The organism is Arthrobacter sp. P1_H7, from assembly GCF_056405215.1.
Map to the genome: position 1 here is coordinate 151098 of NZ_JBFUCO010000017.1, position 18318 is coordinate 169415.

Here is an 18318-nt window from a genome sequence, read left to right on the forward strand (position 1 = left end):
ACGGCGAAGGCCCGCCCCGCCAAGTGGCGGGACGGGCCTTTGAAGAGGCGCTTTGGGCGCCCGGAAGCTAAATTAACGCTTCTGGAGCCGAGCGCTAAAAAGCGCCGAGGGCCCCAACCGCCGGTCGCGCCAGCGGCCGACGGTTGGGTAGGCGCATTGTTAGCGCTTGGAGTACTGCTGAGCCTTGCGGGCCTTCTTGAGACCGGCCTTCTTGCGCTCGATGACGCGAGCGTCGCGGCGCAGGTAACCGGCCTTCTTCAGGGTGGCGCGGTTGTTCTCGGTGTCGATCTCGTTCAGCGAACGGGCGATGCCGAGGCGCAGGGCACCGGCCTGGCCGGAGATGCCGCCACCGTGGATGCGGGCGATGACGTCGTAGGCGCCGTCAAGATCGAGGATCTTGAAGGGCTCGTTGACGTCCTGCTGGTGCAGCTTGTTCGGGAAGTAGTTCGCCAGCTCGCGGCCGTTGATGGTCCACTTGCCGGAGCCCGGCACAACGCGAACGCGTGCAACGGCTTCCTTACGACGGCCAACTGCAGCGCCGGCAACGGTCAGCGCCGGGCGTTCCTTCTTCGGCGCAGCTGCTTCCGCAGCACCGCTCTCCGAGGTGTAGCTGGTCAGGTTTTCCTCAGCCTCAACGGCTTCGGTGGTCAGTTCTTCGTTCTGAGCCACGATTCTCCTTGATAAAAAGTTGGTTGGTGGCCAGGACTACTGGGCGACCTGGGTGATTTCGAAAGTCTTGGGCTGCTGGGCGGCGTGGGGGTGCTCTGCACCGCGGTACACCTTCAGCTTGCCCAGCTGCTGTGCAGCGAGGGAGTTCTTCGGGAGCATGCCCTTGATGGCCTTCTCCACGGCGCGAACCGGGTTGGACTCAAGCAGCTCCGCGTAGTTGACGGAGGTCAGGCCGCCCGGGTAGCCGGAGTGGCGGTATGCGCGCTTCTGCTCCAGCTTGGCGCCGGTGAGGGCAACCTTTTCAGCGTTGATGATGATGACGAAGTCGCCCATGTCCATGTGGGACGCAAAGGTGGCCTTGTGCTTGCCGCGCAGCAGGATTGCGGTCTGGCTCGCGAGACGACCAAGGACAACGTCGGTGGCGTCAATGACGTGCCACTGGCGGTTGATATCGCCGGGCTTCGGGGTGTACGTACGCACGGTGTTTGCCTCGTTCTTGTTCTGGCGTTCTTGTTTTAGGCGTCACTCTTACGGTGCACCTACTATCTATGCGCTACCGGAACAGAGGTGAGGGCTCCATGTAACCAGTCATCCTGAGGTCTCGAATGTGCACGTTGAGTAGCTATCCTGCAACCGGATTCTCAAGCGGGCACGCACCATCGAGATAGGACACGCACAACGACTACCAAGAATAGCCGACGGCGGCCTCTTGGGTCAAAATAGGGTGTCCGGATGCATCCCGTCTGCTCTTTTTCGCAGACTGCCCCGTGCCGGACCGTCGCATCCCTGGAGGAACCGTGTCCGATCCCGCCGCCGCCGGCACCGTCCCCCTGCTGCTTGCCCAGCCGACCGGAGCTATCACCGGGGTCCTGTTCATAGCCGGCGTCTCTCTCACGGGCGCATGCTTGTCCCTACTGGCCGAGCTTCTCCTCCGGCGCAGGCTCCCCCGCCTGGGCGGACCTCTGACGGCACGCATGAGGCTTACGACGGCGGCGGCCACCTTCGCGCTGTCCGCACTGCTGGCCTGGCGCTTCGGCGCCTCCCCGGAGCTCCCCGCCTACGTCCTGCTGGCTGTGGCCGGCGTCCAGCTGGCCCGGATCGACTTGCAGCACCACCTTTTGCCCAACCGGATGGTCGTGCCCCTATTGGGGGCCGGAATTGTGCTACTCGGGGCTGCCTCGGTGGTTTCCGGCGAGGCCGGAAACCTCCTGCGAGGAGTGGCCGGGGCCTTAATTTTGTTCGTTTTGTACCTTTTTCTTGCCCTGACCAGCCGAAACGGTCTCGGGATGGGCGATGTGAAGCTCGCGGCACCACTTGGCCTGTACTTGGGCTACCTAGGCTGGTCCCACTTGTTCTACGGCGGGGCCTTGGGATTCGTCGCCGGCGGCGTTGCCTCCGCGCTTCTGGTCCTCAAAAACCGCGGAAACAAGCCGAAGGAAGTGCCCTACGGGCCTTCGATGCTGGCCGCCGGCCTGGCAATCATTCTGCTGCTCCCCTAGGTAGTCTCCGCCTTCACCTGGACCGCGGATTAAGTAAGACGGCTTATCAAACCAAGTAATCGGGCCCCAGCCCTACTTAGAAACTGAGTACACCCCCTTTGCGGGCGAGTGGTACCCATATTTTCCTTCTAAAAAGTCGAGTATCGAACATCATTGCCGCGCCGATTGCGCCCGTGCAAATGTTGTCCCAACGAAGCTCCAGCAAATAGGCAATCGGGGATTTGCTGGAGATTCGTTCACTACTCAATCTCTGGAAAAGGAAAAACTAAAATGACTGGTCTCATGGTCTCAATGCTCGCTTTTGTTGCCGGCGTCAAGGAAAAGCTCACCTCCGAAAAGGGCGCGACCGCGACGGAATACTCGCTGCTCGTGGCCTTTATCGCCTTCGGCATCATTCTGGGTGTCACGGCCTTCGGCAACGAACTGAACACCTGGTTCAACGACCTCGGCACCACCGTGAAGGGCTGGAAGAACTAGACCGCCACGGCGTAAAAGCACAACAACAGGTCTCAGCAACACCCAATGTGCCGCGTCCGTGTCTCGCGGACGCGGCACATTTTTCTTAATCATCCAGCTGCATCTATCCCTGGGGGGATCCCATGAAGCGCAGCAGTCCACCGTCGCCCCGGTCTCGGGCGCAGGGCCGGCAGCGCGGCGCGGCAGCCGTCGAGTTCGCCCTCGTTCTACCCATCCTGCTCGCCCTGGTCGGCGGGATCATCGAATTTTCGTACATCTACAACCTTCAGATTTCCGTCACGCAGGCCGCCCGCGAGGCGGCACGGACCATGGCGATCAAGAACGACGTGGGTCTTGCAAAAGCCGCCGCAATTGCCGGCGCTCCTGGATTGACGGCAGGAAACTTCGGGTTCGCCTTCTCCGGCGCCTGCGCGAAAGATTTGAACGCAACCGTGACTGTCACTTACAAGGCCGGCGGCATGACCGGCATGTTCGGTGATCTCTACACCCTCACCGGCGTAGGAGCAATGCGATGCGGAGGCTAATCGCGCGAGACGACCAGGAGCGCGGCGCCACCGCCGTCTTCGTTGCCGTCATGATGGTGGTCCTTCTCGGTGCCGGCGCGATGGCCGTGGACGTGGGTCAGATCTACGCCGAACGGGCTCAACTGCAGAACGCCGCGGACGCGGGGGCACTCGCCGTCGCCCAGCAGTGTCATCGCACTCCTGCCGCATGCTCTGCAAATGCACTCCTCTGGGCGAAGGAGCTCACAGGCGGCAATTCCAACGATGGTGCCACCGACGTCGAGTCTGTGAAGGTGGATCTGGCGAACAGCCAGGTCACCGTAACTACCACCACCCGCAGCGGCTCCAACGCCTTTCTCACCAAAATGTTTGCCAGCGCGCTCAATGCGCCGCCCGTCACCGTCGGGGCGCATGCGACGGCCTCCATGGCACCGCCCACAGGAGGCTCCAGTTTCCCGTTGGCAATTTCGGACAACTGCTACAACCTCTCGACCGCCAGCACCACCGCCCCGGTACAGAAGATCTCCTACAAGCCTGGCGGAACCTGCACGGGTCCTTCCGGAACGGAGATCCCGGGCGGCTGGGGCTGGCTGGACCAGGACTCCCCCTGCCAGGCGATCACGGAACTTGGCAGCAATCAAGTCGGATCCGATCCGGGCAACAACCCGCCCTCTGGGTGCTCCAAAATTCTCGAGGGCTGGGCCGAGACAATCACCGGCGGCGGCGAAGTCCATGTCGCGTTCCCTGTCTTCGACGACGCCACCAACAAGGGTCAGAACGGCTTCTTCCACATCATCGGCTACGCCACCTTCAAGATCTGGGGCTGGAAGTTCGGCAACAACCACGAGTACGAATTTCGCAACACAAAGAACGATCCCGGAATGACGGCTGACCTGGCTTGCGCGAATGGCAACGACCGCTGCCTTATCGGCCAATTCAAGAAGTTCGAATCCATCGACTCCTGGACGGGGGCAGGTGGTGGCACAGGAGCAAATCTTGGAACGGCTGATATCAAGCTAATCAAATAGACAATTTCTAAGGGGATATCATGAAAACACGCCTGCTGGGGGGCATTGCCGCATTACTTGTGGCAATTATAGGAACCGTATTGCTGGTGACGTACGTTCAAAATGCTGATAAACGCGCGCTGGCCAGTACCGAAACTGAAAACATCTACATCGTCCAGAAAACCATTCCTGCCGGCGCCTCCGCCGAGACGATCGCCGATTCTGTGGCCAGGAAGTCAGTGCCTAAGCTCGCCATCGCCGAAAACAGCGTGACGGACCTCGGGTCCCTCGGCGCCAAGGTCTCGGCCGTAGCCCTCATGCCGGGCGAGCAGCTGTTGTCCTCGCGGATGGTGGAGCAAAACGCTTTTCTCGGTCCGTCCCGGGTTCAGATCCCCACCGGACTCCAGGAACTCACGCTCAAGCTTCCTATCGAACGTGTCGCAGGTGGCGTCCTCAAGGCCGGGGACACGGTGGGTGTCTTCCTCTCGCTGGAAGACGCGGGTGCCAACCAGGCCGGTAGCAAAGCCAGGACCCAGCTGACCTTCCACAAGGTCCTCGTGACGGCGGCGCAATTCAGCAACGGTACCGCCACCCAGACGGGGGGCTCGGACGCCACAGCGGGAACGGCCCAGGCGTCGTCGACGTCCAGCAGCAACGAGCAGACGGACGACACGTATCTCGTGACGCTCGCCCGGAACTCCGCCGACGCCGAACGCATCGTGTTTGCCGCGGAGTTCGGCAAGATCTACCTGTCCAAGGAACCTGGCGACGCGCTTGAGAAGAGCAACGGCGTCGTTGACACGGCGGGACTGTTCCGATGAGCCGCTACGTTCTCATCACCCCGAACAGTGACTTCGAGCGACTGGTCCGGCTTGCCGTGACCGGAATGCACGGTGCATTGCATGTCTTCCAGGCAGACTACCTGCCGGAAGGCCCCGCAGATATCCTGCGCCAGATGCAGGGAGAACCTCCGGAGGTCCTGATCCTCGGACCCGGCCTGCCAGTGGAGGGTTCCCTCAAGCTCGCGTCCGTGATGGACCTCCAGTACCCGGAAATCAGCGTAGTGCTCGCCGCTACCGCGACTCCGGAGAGCGTGCTGCAGGCTATGCGGGCCGGCGTCCGGGACTTTCTCGACCCGGCGGCCGACGCGGACACCATTCGCGTCATGCTGGAGCGGGCCAGTCTTGCAGCTGCGGGCCGGCGGCGCGGGCTCGCCCCGCAGGCGTCGGAGCACGCAGACCACGGCGGCAACGGCCGAGTCATCGCGGTGATGTCACCCAAGGGCGGCGTCGGCAAGACGACGGTGGCAACCAACCTCGCCGTCGGACTTGGCAAGACCTCCCCGATGAGCGTGGTGATCGTCGATCTCGACCTTCAGTTCGGCGATGTGGCCAGCGGCCTGCTGCTGGAGCCGGAGTTCACCATCACAGATGCCGTGATGGGGGCCGCAAGCCAGGATTCGATGGTCCTCAAGACGTACCTGACCGTTCACCCTGCCGGTATCTACGCCTTGTGCGCCCCGCTCAGTCCGATCGATATGGACAAGATCACGGCTGCCCATGTCTCCCACCTGCTCGAGCAGCTGCGGCAGGAATTCCAATACATCGTGGTGGATACGGCCCCAGGGCTGGGAGAGCACGTCCTGGCGACGCTCGAACAGGCCACGGATGCCGTCTGGATCTGCGGAATGGACGTTCCCAGCATCCGCGGCATGCGCACCGGCTTCCAGATTCTGGATGAACTCAACCTGACACCCGAACGCCGTCACATCGTCCTGAACATGGCGGACCGGCGGGCGGGCCTGACCTTGAAGGACGTCGAAGCTACTGTCGGTGTCCCCGTGGATGTGGTGCTGCCGCGTTCCAAGAACCTTCCCTACTCCACCAACAAGGGAGTCCCCGTCCTCCAGGACGGCGGCAGGGATCCCGCGTCCAAGGGACTGCGACAGCTCGTGGATCGCTTCAAACCCGGGTGGGAAGCAAGACCTCACAAACAGCTGCACAGAAGGGCGGTATTCCAGTGAGCCTCACCGACCGATTCGCACAAATGCGCGGGGATGCCCCCGCCAGGAAGTCGCCTGAAGCGCAACCTGCCCCGGTGGACGTCTTCCAGGCCCCATCGACGCTCGGCCGCATACATGAGGCCAAGACCGCTGCGGAATCGCGCAGCGACGTCGCTGAAGTCCAGCAGACCGCTTCCATCGCCAGTGAGGCGCTCAACACGCTCAAGGAGCGGGCCAGCCAGGCCCTGTTTGAACGGCTCGGGTCCAGGATTACCGATTCCTCAATCGGCGAGGCTGAGCTCCACCAATCGGTCAAAGACGAACTCAAGGCCGTCGTCGACGAGGAACAGATTCCGCTTTCCGGCCAGGAACGCCAGCGGCTGATCCGCGAGATTATCGATGATGTGTTGGGGCACGGTCCCATCCAGAGATTCCTGGACGACCCCGCCGTCACCGAAGTCATGGTCAACCGCTTTGACCAGATCTACGTGGAGCGCGGCGGACAGCTGCACCTGACGGAAACGAAATTTACCTCAGATGAAGCGCTTCGGCGAGTCATCGAGCGGATCGTGTCAAACGTGGGCCGGCGGATCGACGAGTCGTCACCCTTGGTGGACGCCCGCCTCGCCGACGGATCACGAGTCAACGCCATTATTCCGCCGTTGGCGGTCAATGGACCGGCTCTCACAATCCGGAAATTTGGGCGCGACCCGCTGACCGTCAACAATCTGATCTCGATGGGCAGCCTGTCCCCCGAGATGGCCGAACTGCTCCAGGCCTGTGTTCTGGCACGCATGAACATCATCGTGTCCGGCGGCACCGGCACGGGCAAGACGACGCTGCTGAATGTGCTGTCTTCGTTCATTCCGGCGTCGGACCGAATCGTCACGATCGAGGACGCGGTGGAACTGCAGTTGCAGCAGGACCACGTGGTCCGGCTGGAAAGCCGGCCGCAGAACATCGAGGGCAAGGGCGAGATCTCCATTCGGGACCTCGTTCGTAACTCCCTGCGCATGCGGCCGGACCGGATCGTCGTCGGCGAAGTCCGCGGCGGGGAATGCCTGGACATGCTCCAGGCCATGAACACCGGCCACGACGGCTCCATCTCAACAGTCCACGCCAACTCCCCCCGGGACGCCATCGCCAGGCTCGAAACCCTGGTCCTCATGGCCGGCATGGACCTGCCCTTGCGGGCCGTCCGCGAGCAGGTGGCCTCGGCCGTCAACCTGATCGTGCACATCTCCCGGCTTCGCGACGGCTCGCGCCGCGTCACGCATATCACCGAGGTCCAGGGCATGGAAGGCGACATCGTCACGCTCCAGGACGCGTTCGTCTTCGACTACTCGGCCGGCGTGGACAGCAGCGGCCGGTTCCTGGGCAAACCGGTGCCCACCGGCGTCCGGCCACGGTTCACTGACCGCTTTGCCGATCTCGGGATTACCATCTCCCCGGCAGTCTTCGGCGTGCAGCCGACAAGGGGGCGGTAACCATGCTCCCGGAGCTTTCCCCCCTCGCCTTCGTGGGCGGCCTGCTGCTGGTCTATGCAGCGCTGGCGATCGTCTTCACATTCGTCTTCAAGTCCCGGTCGGCGGTACCGCTATCCCGGCGCAGGCCGGAAATGGGGCCGCAGACCTCCTCGTTCAGCAGACTGACCAACCAGGCGGTCGACGCCCTCAACAAGGGCGTGCGCCGCGGCCGCACCGGCATACTCAACAGGGACAAGCTCGACGCCGCCGGCCTCAAGAAGGGCCCCGGCGATTACCTGCTGATGGGCGGCGCTTTGACCTTCGTGGCAGTGGTGGTCGGGTTCCTGACGGGCGGGGCGTTCTTCGCGGTTCTGCTGCTGGTGCTCACCCCGGTAGCCCTCGTGACATTCCTGAACATCATGGTTTCCCGGCGGAGAAAGAAATTCGACGACCAGGTTCCGGACACCCTGCAAATGTTTTCCGGCGGTCTCAGGGCCGGACACAGCTTGCTCCGCGCCATTGACGCTGCCGCACAGGAAAATGAAGCGCCCATGGCCGAGGAACTGAACAGGGTGGTCAATGAGACCAGGATCGGCCGGGATCTCGGCGAGTCCCTCGACGAAGTGGCGCGCCGGACAGACAACGAGGACTTCGGCTGGATCGCCCGGGCGGTCGAGATCCACCGGGAAGTTGGCGGGGACCTTGCCGAGGTCCTGGACCATGTTGGCGAAACTATCCGCGACCGGAACCAGATCCGAGGCCAAGTCAGGGCGCTTAGCGCTGAAGGCCGAATCTCTGCTTTGGTCCTCATAGCCCTCCCGGTGGTGATGTTCATTGGCCTGACCCTGTTCAACCCCCTCTACTCCAGGGTGTTCACGAGTACGCTGCCCGGCTATCTCATGATCGCCGGCGTGGTGGTCCTCCTCGGGATCGGCAGCTTCTGGCTCAGCCGGCTCATCAAACCGAAGTTCTAGGGAAGCAGGGAGAGAACAGTGCAAACCATCGCTTATGCCGCCATCCTGGCGATCATCGCCCCGCTGTCGGTCATGACGTGGCTGGTTCTGACAGGCGACCGTGCCGGACTCAGAAACATCCAATCCAACCTTGGCAAGGGGCCGAAGACGGGGACGGCGGCTGCCGGTGCCAACGAGCAGCTTGCGTCGCTGGCGAGGAAGGCCATGCCGAAAGGTTACGCAGCATGGCTGGACAAACAATTGGCCGGCGCCGGCCGGCCAAAGGCCTGGCCGCTGGCCCGTGTCGTCATGGTCAAGCCCCTGCTGGCCTTGGCCGGAGCCGTGCTGGGCATCCTGCTCTACACCGCTGATCCCAAGCCCATGAAGCTTGGCATCGCCCTGGGAGTCACCGCGCTCTGTTACTTCGTCCCCGACATCCTTCTCCGCAACTACGCGGAGAAGCGTCGGACCGCAATAAAGATGGAACTGCCAAACGCCCTGGATCAGATGCTCATTTCCGTCCAGGCAGGCCTGGGTTTTGAAACCGCTATGGCCCGCGCCGGCGAGGCCGGGAAGGGACCTTTGGCCGATGAACTCGTCCGGACCCTGCAGGACATGCAAGTGGGACGCTCCCGCAAAGAGGCCTACCTGGCCATGGCCCAACGCGTGGATGTCCCTGACTTGCGGTCCTTCGTCCGGGCGGTCGTCCAGGCGGACAGCTACGGTATCGCGATCGCAAATGTCCTCAAGTCCCAGGCGACCGTTATGCGAGTCAAGCGTCGGCAGCGGGCTGAGGAGCACGCGATGAAGATGCCCGTGAAGATGCTTTTCCCGCTGATCGTCTCCATCCTTCCAGCCCTGTTTATCGTGGTGCTCGGACCCACCGTCCTCAGCATCATGGACGTCTTCACCGGCCGCTAGGCAGGCGAACACGCCGCTGCCCGTACTTCGGGCAGCTCCACAGACCGGACCCCCTTGGACCCAGAGCTAAGGGGGTCCTCCTGCGTGTCCGGCGCAGGATGGGCGCAGGGAATGTACAGGAAACGTGCAGTTTGGGAAGCCTTAGCACAGGATGCGTCAAAGGCGAATCGTCGGCGTGTCGTCCGTTGCTATGTTCCTCTCAGTGCTGGTGCAGGGCCAGCCTCCCAACTCGCTCAGGAGTCTCCAATGCGTTCCTTCATCTCCGCTTTCGCAACCCGTCTTTGCCGCGATCAGCGCGGCGCCACCGCCGTCGAATACGGCATCATGGTCTCCCTCATCGCCGTCGTGATCATCGTCGCCGTCACGATGCTCGGCGGCACTTTGACCGACACCTTCACGCAGGTCCAGTGCTCGGTCAGCGGGGGCGCCTTCACGCCCGCAGCCGCCGGGGCAGCAGGCACGGCTTCCTGCACACCGTAAGCACCGCGTCCCAGGCACGGCACTTCGGCCAATGACAGTGTGGGTGGCCATCGGCAGCAGCCCCAGCGCCGCGCGAACGGCGGCCAAGAACGCGGCCACGGCGCTGAAACCGGCGCTGGCCGACACCAACATCACCATCAGCCCCGCCACCTGCACCGCCGGTACCCAAGTGACGCTCAAGATCACCTATTCGCTCTCCACGATGACCGGCATTGCAGGCCCGTTCACCATGGAAGGCAAAGGAGTCATGCTGTGCGGAGGCTAGGAACAACACCCGCCGGCGGCGAGCGCGGGGCCATCAGCGTCCTGGTCGCCATCCTCATGGTGACCTTGCTCGGCTTCACCGCTCTGGCCGTGGATGTCGGCATGCTTTACGCCGAGCGAACCCAACTGCGTAACGGAGCCGACTCCGCAGCCCTCGCCATTGCTCAGAAGTGCTCCCGGAATATCAACGACGCCGACTGCTCCACCACCTCCGCCCTTGCCCGGAGCCTCGCCAATAGCAATGCTGGCGACGGGAAAAGCAACATTGCGGACCTCGTTCTGGATAAAGCGGCCGGCACAGTGAAGGTGACCGCGGGGGCGCAGGAAGCCGGCAAGGCGCCGAACCGGGTCTCGCTCTTCTTCGCCCGCGTCCTCGGCTTCAACGACGCCACGGTTACCGCCGGTGCCACCGTCCAGTGGGGCCGGCCTGTGACTGGTCCGACGACGTTCCCCATCGCCTTCTCCATCTGCCAGGTGAAGACTCACATCGATGGCGGTCTGCAACTGCTGGTGAGCCACGGCAGCAAGGGCGAGGCGACCTGCAATTACGGGCCGTCGGGAGCCGTCGTTCCGGGTGGATTCGGCTGGCTCAATCGCCCCTCCGGTACCTGTGCAGGAATCGTCAACGCCACGAGTTGGTCCCCCAGCGATCCCGGAAACAGCTATCCCGGTGTGTGCGATGACCAGTTGCGGGCCTGGGCCGCAGACATCACGGCCGGAAAGGACGTCACAGTCCTGCTCCCGATCTTTGATGAGGTGGCCGGTACCGGTTCCAGCACCACCTACAAACTCATCTCGTTTGCGGCCTTCCACGTCAAAGGCTGGAGCTTCAATGGCAACAAGTTCCCCATTACGTTTCACAACAAGCCTCCCTTCGTCGATGCCGCGTTGACCTGCGACGGCAGCTGCACCGGCGTCATCGGCAGCTTCGTCCATTACGTTTCCCTGGACAACGCCTACACCCTCGGGCCTGCGCCCGACTTCGGCGCCGGCGTCGTCAAGCTCACGCAATAGGACATCCGTCGCCACACCATCCACCAACCAGTTCAGGAGCAGTTTTTGAAGTCACGCCTATTGGCAGGGATCGCGGCCCTGGTGCTGGCCGTCGTCGGGGCCATCCTGGTAGTCAGCTACGCGCAGGGGGCCGACGCACGGGCAGTGCAAGGCCTGGAGCCGCAGGACATTTTAGTGGTGGCGAAAGCCGTACCGGCAGGCACCACCACCGAGGCCCTCAAGCCATTTCTCGCGACGGAAAGACTTCCAGGCACGGCCATCGCCAAATCCGCGCTCCAGAACCTGGACGGGATGGCAGGCAAGGTCACCGCCGTCGACCTGCTCCCGGGCGAGCAGCTCGTCGCGGAGCGACTGATCGCACCCGAGGAACTGCAAACCAGCGGGGCGGTGGACATTCCCGAGGGGCTGCAGGAGGTGTCCTTCCAGCTGGAACCGCAGCGCGTGGTGGGCGGCCGGTTGGCACCGGGGGATCACGTCGGCATCTTCATTTCGCTTAAGAGCGGCGGCGACGCGGCGAAGCCGGACAAGGAATCAACGCAGCTGTCCATTCATAAGGTCCTCCTCACGGCGGTGCAGCGCGCGCCCGTCGCGAGCGAGGCGGCGAAGACGGCGTCCGGCACTGGGAGCACGGCTCCAGCGGAGGACACCTCGCTCCCCACCGGCTCTCTGCTTCTGACCGTGGCCGTGGATGACGTCAATGCCTCGAAAATCATTTATGCCTCTGAGTTCGCCAGCCTGTGGCTGAGCAAGGAGCCCCTCAACGCCAAAGACAGCGGGCCAACCGTGATGGAAGGTAGCAAGGTGTACAAATGAGCCGCTTTGTCCTGATTTCGCCGAACACGGACTTCGATGCCCGCGTGCGCCAGGCGCTGGCCGGTGGCCTTCCGGGCGGCCTGCAGACCTTCGCGTTCGTCAATCCCGCGAACCCGGCGGAGCTCTTCGCCAGCCTCAACCAGGAACGGCCCGAGGTCCTGATCCTGGGACCCGACGTGCCGGTGGAGGACGCCCTGCGCCTGGCGACGGTGTTCGACGTCCAGCTTCCCGAGCTCAGCGTCATCCTGGTCGGCGAGCCAGATCCGAACTTCGTCCTGCTGGCCATGCGGGCCGGCATCCGCGACATCCTCAGCCCGGCGGCGGACCCGGCCCAGATCCGGGTGCTGCTGGAGCGGGCCTGCCAGTCGTTCGCCACGCGCAACCGGACCAGCGCGGCCAGCCGGCCGGACAGCCCCAAGGGATTGGTGATCGGCGTCTTCTCCCCCAAGGGCGGAGTCGGCAAAACCACGATCGCCACCAACATCGCCATCGGGCTCGGCCAAGTGGCGCCCATGGGCGTGGTGATCGTAGACCTGGACCTGCAGTTCGGGGACGTGGCCTCGGGCCTGTACCTGAACCCGGAGCACACGGTGACCGACGCCGTCTCGTCCGCGGCCAGCCAGGATTCCCTCGTCCTCAAGGCCTTCCTCACCGTCCACCCCGGGAGCATCTACGCCCTCTGCGCCCCCCGGACGCCCGAGGAGGCTGACGACATCACACCGCAGCAGGTCACGCGCCTGCTCGAACAACTGGCCGAACAGTTCCAGTACGTCGTGGTCGACACCGCGCCCGGGCTCCCGGAGGTCGGGTTGGCCGCCCTCGAACAATGCACCGACGCCGTCTGGGTGACTGCCATGGATGTGCCGAGTATTCGCGGGCTGCGCTCCGGCCTGGAAATCCTCCGGCGCCTGGACCTGCTTCCCGAGACGCGCCACGTGGTGCTGAACATGGCGGATTCCAAGTCGGGGCTGAGCGTCCAGGACGTCGAAGCGACCATCGGCGCGCCCGTGGACGTCAGCATCCCCCGGTCCAAGGCAGTGGCGTTCTCCACCAACCGCGGCGTCCCGGTCCTTCAGGACGGACGCAAGGATCCGGCCATCAAAGGACTGAAACAGCTCGTCCACCGGTTCGATCCCGCCTGGCGCGCCACCGCCCAGAAGAAGCTGCACCGCCGGGTGGTGGTCTAGATGAAGCTTTCCGAGCGGCTCCGCTCCGCCGAGGGAACGGCTGCAGTTGCCCCGCAGGCCGTGTCTCCTCAGGCCGCAACTCCGGTGGCGTTGTCCCCCACCGGAGGAAGTGGGACGACGGCGGCACAGCCGGCCGCCGTCGTCCTCCAGAAAAGCAGCCGCCCACCAGTGCCGGGCTTCCCGGAGCACCAGGACTCCCGCGCCCGGGGGCAGCAGCCCGTCGACGCCTTCGCGGCCCTCAAGCAGCGGGCCGCCACCGCGTTGTTCGAACGCATGGGAACCCGCTTCAACGATTCGGCAACCACGGAAGATGACCTCCGCACCTCCGCGCGGGAGGAGCTGACGCGCATCATCGACGCCGAGCAGGTCCCCCTGTCCGCCGAGGAGCGCTCCCGGCTGGTCCGCGACGTGGCCGACGACGTCCTGGGCTACGGCCCGCTGCAGCGCCTCCTCGACGACCCCGCCGTCACGGAAATCATGGTCAACCGGATGGACCAGATCTACGTGGAACGCAACGGCAAACTGACCCTTACGGAATCGCGGTTCAGCTCCGAGGACCACCTCCGCAAGGTGATCGAGCGCATCGTTTCCAAGGTGGGCCGGCGCATTGACGAGTCCTCGCCCCTTGTGGACGCGCGGCTCGAGGACGGGTCCCGCGTCAACGCCGTCATTCCGCCGCTCGCCGTCGGCGGTTCGTCGCTGACCATCCGAAAGTTCAGCAAGGTGCCGCTGACTGTCCGGAACCTCATCGAGTTCGGCACGCTGACGCCGGAAATGGCGGAACTGCTGAACGCCTGCGTGAAGGCCAAGCTCAACATCATCGTCTCCGGCGGCACCGGCACGGGAAAGACGACACTGCTGAATGTGCTTTCCTCTTTCCTGCCCCACGACGAGCGGATCGTGACGATCGAGGACGCCGTCGAGCTCCAGATCCAGCAGGAACACGTGGTGCGTCTGGAAAGCCGACCGTCGAACACCGAGGGCAAGGGCGAGGTGACCATCCGCGAACTGCTGCGGAACTCCCTCCGCATGCGCCCGGACCGGATCGTGGTGGGCGAGGTCCGCGGCGGCGAATCACTGGACATGCTCCAGGCCATGAACACCGGCCACGACGGTTCGCTCTCGACCGTGCACTCCAACTCGCCCCGGGATGCCGTGGCCCGCCTGGAGACCCTCGTGCTCATGGCCGGCATGGACCTGCCGCTGCGGGCCATCCGGGAACAGATCGCCTCGGCCGTCAACCTGATTATCCAGATCTCCCGGCTGCGGGACGGCACCCGGCGGATCACCCACGTCACCGAGGTCCAGGGCATGGAGGGAGACATCGTCACGCTTCAGGACGCCTTCGTGTTCGACTACGCCGCCGGTGTCGACGCCCATGGCCGGTTCCTCGGCAAACCGGTCCCCACCGGCATCCGCCCGCGCTTCATCGACCGTTTCGAGGACCTGGGCATCTATGTCTCCCCCGCCGTGTTTGCCGCGCCGCTGACGCCGGCCGGAAGGGCGTGATCTGTCCATGACCCTGCTGTCCATCGGCGTCGGCCTGCTCTTCAGCGCTGTGCTGGTCCTCGGGATCGTGCTGCTCGCACCCGGCGGGGCGAGTCTCCCACTGGACCGGCGCAGGCCCGTCCAGGGCCAGGCCGACTCGCAGCTGACCCGGTTCGCCGGTTCGGCCGTCCAACTGGTCGACGGTTTCTTCTCCGGCCGCAAGATCCGGCTCTTCAACCGCGAGTCGCTGGAACAGGCCGGCCTGCGCCTGAGCCAGGCCGACTTCTACGTCCTGCTCCTGGCCGGAGCTGTTGCGGGGGGCTTTGCCGGGTTCGTCGTCGCGGGGCCGTTGCTGGCGGTCCTGCTGGTGCTGCTGGCGCCGGTCGTGGGCCACCTCGTAATCGGCATCCTGACCGGCAAGCGCCGCACCAAGTTCGACCAGCAGCTCGGCGACACCCTGCAGCTGCTCTCCGGCGGCCTCCGGGCCGGGCACAGCATCATGCGCGCCATTGACGCCGCCGCATCCGAATCGCAAAGCCCGACGTCGGAAGAGATGCGCCGCGTGGTTACGGAGACCAGCCTGGGCCGGGACCTCCTGGACTCCCTGACCGACACCGCGGACCGGATGCGGAACGAGGACTTCGTCTGGATCGCCCAGGCCATCCAGATCAACCGCGAAGTGGGCGGGAACCTGGCCGAAGTCCTGGACCAGGTCAACGAGACCATCCGAGAGCGCAGCGAGATCAAAGGGCACATCAAATCCCTCGCCGCCGAGGGAAAGTTCTCCGCCTACATCCTCATGGCCATGCCGATCGGGATCGTGGTGATGCTGATGCTGGTCAATCCCGGCTACATGAACGCCATGTTCACGCACCCGCTGGGCTGGGGCATGATGGCCGCTTCCGTCATCCTCATGACCATTGGTGGGCTGTGGATGCGCAAAATCATCGACCTGAAGTTCTGAGGCGGCCATGGCACCTGCTGTACTTCTTGCCACGCTGCTGGTGGCGTTGCCGCTCGGCTATCTCGCGTGGTCGCTGCTCTCCGTAGACCGGAGGTCACAGCGCGCCATGCGGGAGATGCTCGCGCTGGGCACGGACCCTGCCGAACTCACACAGCGGGAGCGCAGCAGCCTGCTGGAACGGGCCGGCCACCGGCTGACTCCCGCAGCGTACGTCCGCAAACTGGACCGGCTACTGTCCCTCGCCGGGCGTCCCGCGTCGCTGCCGCTGGGCCGCGTGCTCGCGGCCAAGCCGCTCCTGGGGCTGCTGGGCGCCCTCTTGGGCTCCTGGATCAGCACCAACAGCCCGACGCCGATCCTCAAGCTCGTGGGAATCTTTGTGTTCCTGCTGGGCTACTTCATCCCTGATCTCCTGCTGTACAGCAAGGGGCAGGAGCGGCAGAAGACCATGCAGCTGGAACTGGCCAACACGCTGGACCAGATGCTGATCTCCGTGGAAGCGGGCCTGGGCTTCGAAGGCGCCATGGCCCGGGCCGGCGAGAACGGCAAGGGCCCGCTGGCGGAGGAACTGATCCGGACCCTGCAGGACATGCAGGTAGGACGCAGCCGGCGCGAGTCCTACGTGGCACTGGCGGCACGGACCAACGTGCCCGAGCTGCGCAGCTTCGTCCAGGCCGTGGTCCAGGCCGACACCTACGGCATTGCCATCAGCCGGGTGCTGCGGGTGCAGGCGAAGGTCATGCGGGTCAAGCGCCGGCAACGGGCCGAGGAGAAGGCCATGAAGCTGCCCGTGACAATCCTGTTCCCCTTGCTGTTCTTCATCTTCCCCGTGCTTTTCATCGCCATCCTGGGCCCCGCCGTCATCAACGCCATTGACACGTTCAGCGGCCAGTAGCAGCCGACACCGCGAGAACACACCGGAACGTGCCGTTTAATGGGAGCGCAGTTTCCGGGATCTGGCCGGGTTCTATGGCAACATCTGGACCATGAACGACACCACACGTGAGGACACACCCCCTTCACGCTCCGAAATGGGCCAGGGGAGCGTCTTCGCAAGGAAGTTTCCGCTGCTGACCCGATCGGTACCCTTCCTGCTTTGGCCTTTGGCTGTTGTGGCCGTGTTCGTGTCGGTCCGGCACGTCGTCACCGGCAACGCAATCGGGTACGACTCGCACGCCTACTGGCTCGCGGCGCAGGGCGGGCTTTCCTACGGCGCAAGTCCCGGACAGCGGGACGCGTATTTGTATTCGCCCGCGTTTGCAGCGGCGATCTGGCCGCTGGCGTTGCTTCCCTGGCCCCTGTTCTGTGCGGCGTGGTTTGCGATCGAGGCAGCAGCAGTGGCGTGGCTGGTGAGACCCCTCCGGGCGCGGTGGGCCATTCCGGTGTCCCTGCTGTGCCTCCCCGAACTCGTCGTCGGAAACATCTACATCTTGCTCGCCGCGGCCGCCGTAGTCGGCATGCGCAGGCCTGCCGCCTGGTCTTTCGCCGTCCTCACGAAGGTCACCACCGGCGTCGGCCTTCTCTGGTTCGCCACTCGTGGCGAATGGAAGAGGTTGCTTCAAGGAGTTGGCGCAACGCTGCTCATCGTCGCCGTGTCTTATGCAGTCGACCCAACAGCGTGGAGCGACTGGATACGGTTCCTGTTCGAGAACAAGGAGGGAACGCCTGACAGCCGCGTCAGCTTCGTCGTGCGGTGCCTCATCGCTGTGGCCCTGGTCGTCATCGGTGCCCGGAAGCAATGGCCCTTTCTCGTCGCTCCGGCGATGGTGCTGGCGTCACCGGTCCTCGTCTCGGTCGTTCCGTGGACGATCCTCATTGCCGTACCCCGTCTTCTCCTGGAGGGAAGCAACCACGGGACGCGGCAATAGCTGCGGACGTGGCTGGTTCCCTCGGGAAAGCCTCAGGGTTTCCGCAGGATAGACCGGGCTGCACGGCATCGGCCGCGTCAGCAAGTAGCGTGGTCACATGTCCCTTCCAAGCGCTTGCCCCGACGACGGAGAAGCGAGCATTGCCCTCGCTCCCACAACCTCTCCGGGACTGCCGGCGCCTGCCCTGACGGCATCCAGTGCGGCAGCGGCCTTGCCGGAGGTACGCCAGGAAGCCCTCCCCGCGGACCTGCCGCCGGCCCCGCTCGTGGACCCTGCCGCGCTTCAGGACCTGGGTGCCCAGCTCGAGAATCCGGCCGTGGCGAAGGGATTTGCCAGGGACTACACCCGGATGTGGGACCAGCGCTACCGCACGCTGGCCTCGGCCCTCGAACGCGGGGATCTCGCGGCCTCGATGGACGCTGTGCTGAGCCTGAAGACGTCCTCGGCCATGGTCGGAGGCCTGCGCCTGGCCCAGCTCGCCGGCGAACTGGAGAACGCCCTCAGGGCCGGCGACATTGGCCGGGCCCTGTCGCTCCTGCGCGACGTTGCCGCGCGCGGCGGGGAAACCGTGGACGAACTCCAGTTCAGCTATGTCCTGTGGGACAGCTGATATGAGTTGAGTCTGTCCTTCACAAACACCTCCGGAGATGCCAGGACGGGATGTATCAGATTCCCTTGAGGACCCGGGGCTGATCCGCGGGATCCTCCCGACGCCTTCGGAGGTGTTTGTTATGTCTGTTCAGGCC

21 protein-coding genes are annotated in these 18318 nt (G+C 64.4%); 19 read left to right on the forward strand and 2 right to left on the reverse strand.

Translation table 11 applies throughout. The features are described 5' to 3' along the window. Window positions 1-159: 159 nt before the first annotated feature. Both rpsI and rplM read right to left on the reverse strand, forming a co-directional pair. Window positions 160-669 (reverse strand): 30S ribosomal protein S9, encoded by a 510-nt coding sequence (rpsI, locus tag AC1DXI_RS17210; protein WP_018773707.1) that lies wholly within the window; start codon window positions 667-669, stop codon window positions 160-162. Between the two features lie 36 nt (window positions 670-705). Continuing rightward, window positions 706-1149 (reverse strand): 50S ribosomal protein L13, encoded by a 444-nt coding sequence (gene rplM / locus AC1DXI_RS17215; RefSeq protein ID WP_015937805.1) that lies wholly within the window; start codon window positions 1147-1149, stop codon window positions 706-708. 317 nt (window positions 1150-1466) lie between these two features. Between rplM and AC1DXI_RS17220 the strand changes: the two genes are divergently transcribed. The 19 genes from AC1DXI_RS17220 to AC1DXI_RS17310 all read left to right on the forward strand — a co-directional run bounded on the left by AC1DXI_RS17220 (window position 1467) and on the right by AC1DXI_RS17310 (window position 18182). After that, window positions 1467-2168: a prepilin peptidase gene (locus tag AC1DXI_RS17220; protein ID WP_476939605.1), complete on the forward strand. Its 702-nt coding sequence runs from the start codon at window positions 1467-1469 to the stop codon at window positions 2166-2168. Between the two features lie 270 nt (window positions 2169-2438). Next, a complete protein-coding gene (locus AC1DXI_RS17225; RefSeq protein WP_043466379.1) occupies window positions 2439-2645 on the forward strand; it encodes a Flp family type IVb pilin in 207 nt (68 codons plus the stop codon). 122 nt (window positions 2646-2767) lie between these two features. Further along, the gene (locus tag AC1DXI_RS17230) at window positions 2768-3169 is read left to right on the forward strand and encodes a TadE/TadG family type IV pilus assembly protein (protein WP_018773704.1); all 402 of its coding nucleotides are present in this window, start codon (window positions 2768-2770) and stop codon (window positions 3167-3169) included. Continuing rightward, a complete protein-coding gene (locus tag AC1DXI_RS17235) occupies window positions 3157-4176 on the forward strand; it encodes a pilus assembly protein TadG-related protein (protein WP_476939606.1) in 1020 nt (339 codons plus the stop codon). Before AC1DXI_RS17230 ends, AC1DXI_RS17235 begins: the two co-directional genes overlap by 13 nt. Before the next feature lie 20 nt (window positions 4177-4196). Then, complete coding sequence (gene cpaB, locus AC1DXI_RS17240) at window positions 4197-4976, forward strand: Flp pilus assembly protein CpaB (protein WP_476939607.1); 780 nt, start codon at window positions 4197-4199, stop codon at window positions 4974-4976. Next, on the forward strand, window positions 4973-6178 hold the full coding sequence (locus tag AC1DXI_RS17245; protein ID WP_476939608.1) for a CpaE/TadZ family protein: 1206 nt from the start codon (window positions 4973-4975) through the stop codon (window positions 6176-6178). Before cpaB (AC1DXI_RS17240) ends, AC1DXI_RS17245 begins: the two co-directional genes overlap by 4 nt. Before the next feature lie 23 nt (window positions 6179-6201). Further along, entirely contained in the window at window positions 6202-7644 is a 1443-nt protein-coding gene (locus AC1DXI_RS17250; protein ID WP_476939626.1) for a CpaF family protein, read from the forward strand. 2 nt (window positions 7645-7646) lie between these two features. Further along, complete coding sequence (locus tag AC1DXI_RS17255; protein WP_476939609.1) at window positions 7647-8597, forward strand: type II secretion system F family protein; 951 nt, start codon at window positions 7647-7649, stop codon at window positions 8595-8597. An 18-nt stretch (window positions 8598-8615) separates the two neighbouring features. After that, window positions 8616-9497, forward strand: a complete 882-nt coding sequence (locus AC1DXI_RS17260; protein WP_476939610.1) for a type II secretion system F family protein — start codon at window positions 8616-8618, stop codon at window positions 9495-9497. Between the two features lie 246 nt (window positions 9498-9743). Continuing rightward, window positions 9744-9977: a Flp family type IVb pilin gene (locus AC1DXI_RS17265; protein ID WP_476939611.1), complete on the forward strand. Its 234-nt coding sequence runs from the start codon at window positions 9744-9746 to the stop codon at window positions 9975-9977. Window positions 9978-10008: 31 nt separating this feature from the next. Beyond that, window positions 10009-10242, forward strand: coding sequence for a hypothetical protein (locus AC1DXI_RS17270; RefSeq protein WP_476939612.1), 234 nt, complete (start codon window positions 10009-10011; stop codon window positions 10240-10242). Continuing rightward, window positions 10230-11255 carry a pilus assembly protein TadG-related protein gene (locus tag AC1DXI_RS17275; protein WP_476939613.1) on the forward strand — a complete coding sequence of 342 codons (1026 nt, stop codon included), beginning with the start codon at window positions 10230-10232 and terminating at the stop codon, window positions 11253-11255. The genes AC1DXI_RS17270 and AC1DXI_RS17275 overlap by 13 nt, the downstream gene beginning before the upstream one ends. 45 nt (window positions 11256-11300) lie before the next feature. After that, window positions 11301-12068, forward strand: coding sequence for a Flp pilus assembly protein CpaB (cpaB, locus tag AC1DXI_RS17280; RefSeq protein ID WP_476939614.1), 768 nt, complete (start codon window positions 11301-11303; stop codon window positions 12066-12068). After that, entirely contained in the window at window positions 12065-13255 is a 1191-nt protein-coding gene (locus AC1DXI_RS17285; protein ID WP_476939615.1) for a CpaE/TadZ family protein, read from the forward strand. Before cpaB (AC1DXI_RS17280) ends, AC1DXI_RS17285 begins: the two co-directional genes overlap by 4 nt. Beyond that, complete coding sequence (locus tag AC1DXI_RS17290; RefSeq protein ID WP_476939616.1) at window positions 13256-14764, forward strand: CpaF family protein; 1509 nt, start codon at window positions 13256-13258, stop codon at window positions 14762-14764. It begins immediately after the preceding gene. Window positions 14765-14771: 7 nt separating this feature from the next. Next, window positions 14772-15707 (forward strand): type II secretion system F family protein, encoded by a 936-nt coding sequence (locus AC1DXI_RS17295; RefSeq protein ID WP_476939617.1) that lies wholly within the window; start codon window positions 14772-14774, stop codon window positions 15705-15707. Window positions 15708-15714: 7 nt separating this feature from the next. Then, window positions 15715-16599: a type II secretion system F family protein gene (locus AC1DXI_RS17300; protein WP_476939618.1), complete on the forward strand. Its 885-nt coding sequence runs from the start codon at window positions 15715-15717 to the stop codon at window positions 16597-16599. A gap of 91 nt (window positions 16600-16690) precedes the next feature. Then, a complete protein-coding gene (locus AC1DXI_RS17305; RefSeq protein WP_476939619.1) occupies window positions 16691-17572 on the forward strand; it encodes a glycosyltransferase family 87 protein in 882 nt (293 codons plus the stop codon). A 97-nt stretch (window positions 17573-17669) separates the two neighbouring features. Continuing rightward, a complete protein-coding gene (locus AC1DXI_RS17310; RefSeq protein ID WP_476939620.1) occupies window positions 17670-18182 on the forward strand; it encodes an Hpt domain-containing protein in 513 nt (170 codons plus the stop codon). The last annotated feature ends 136 nt before the right edge of the window (window positions 18183-18318 follow it).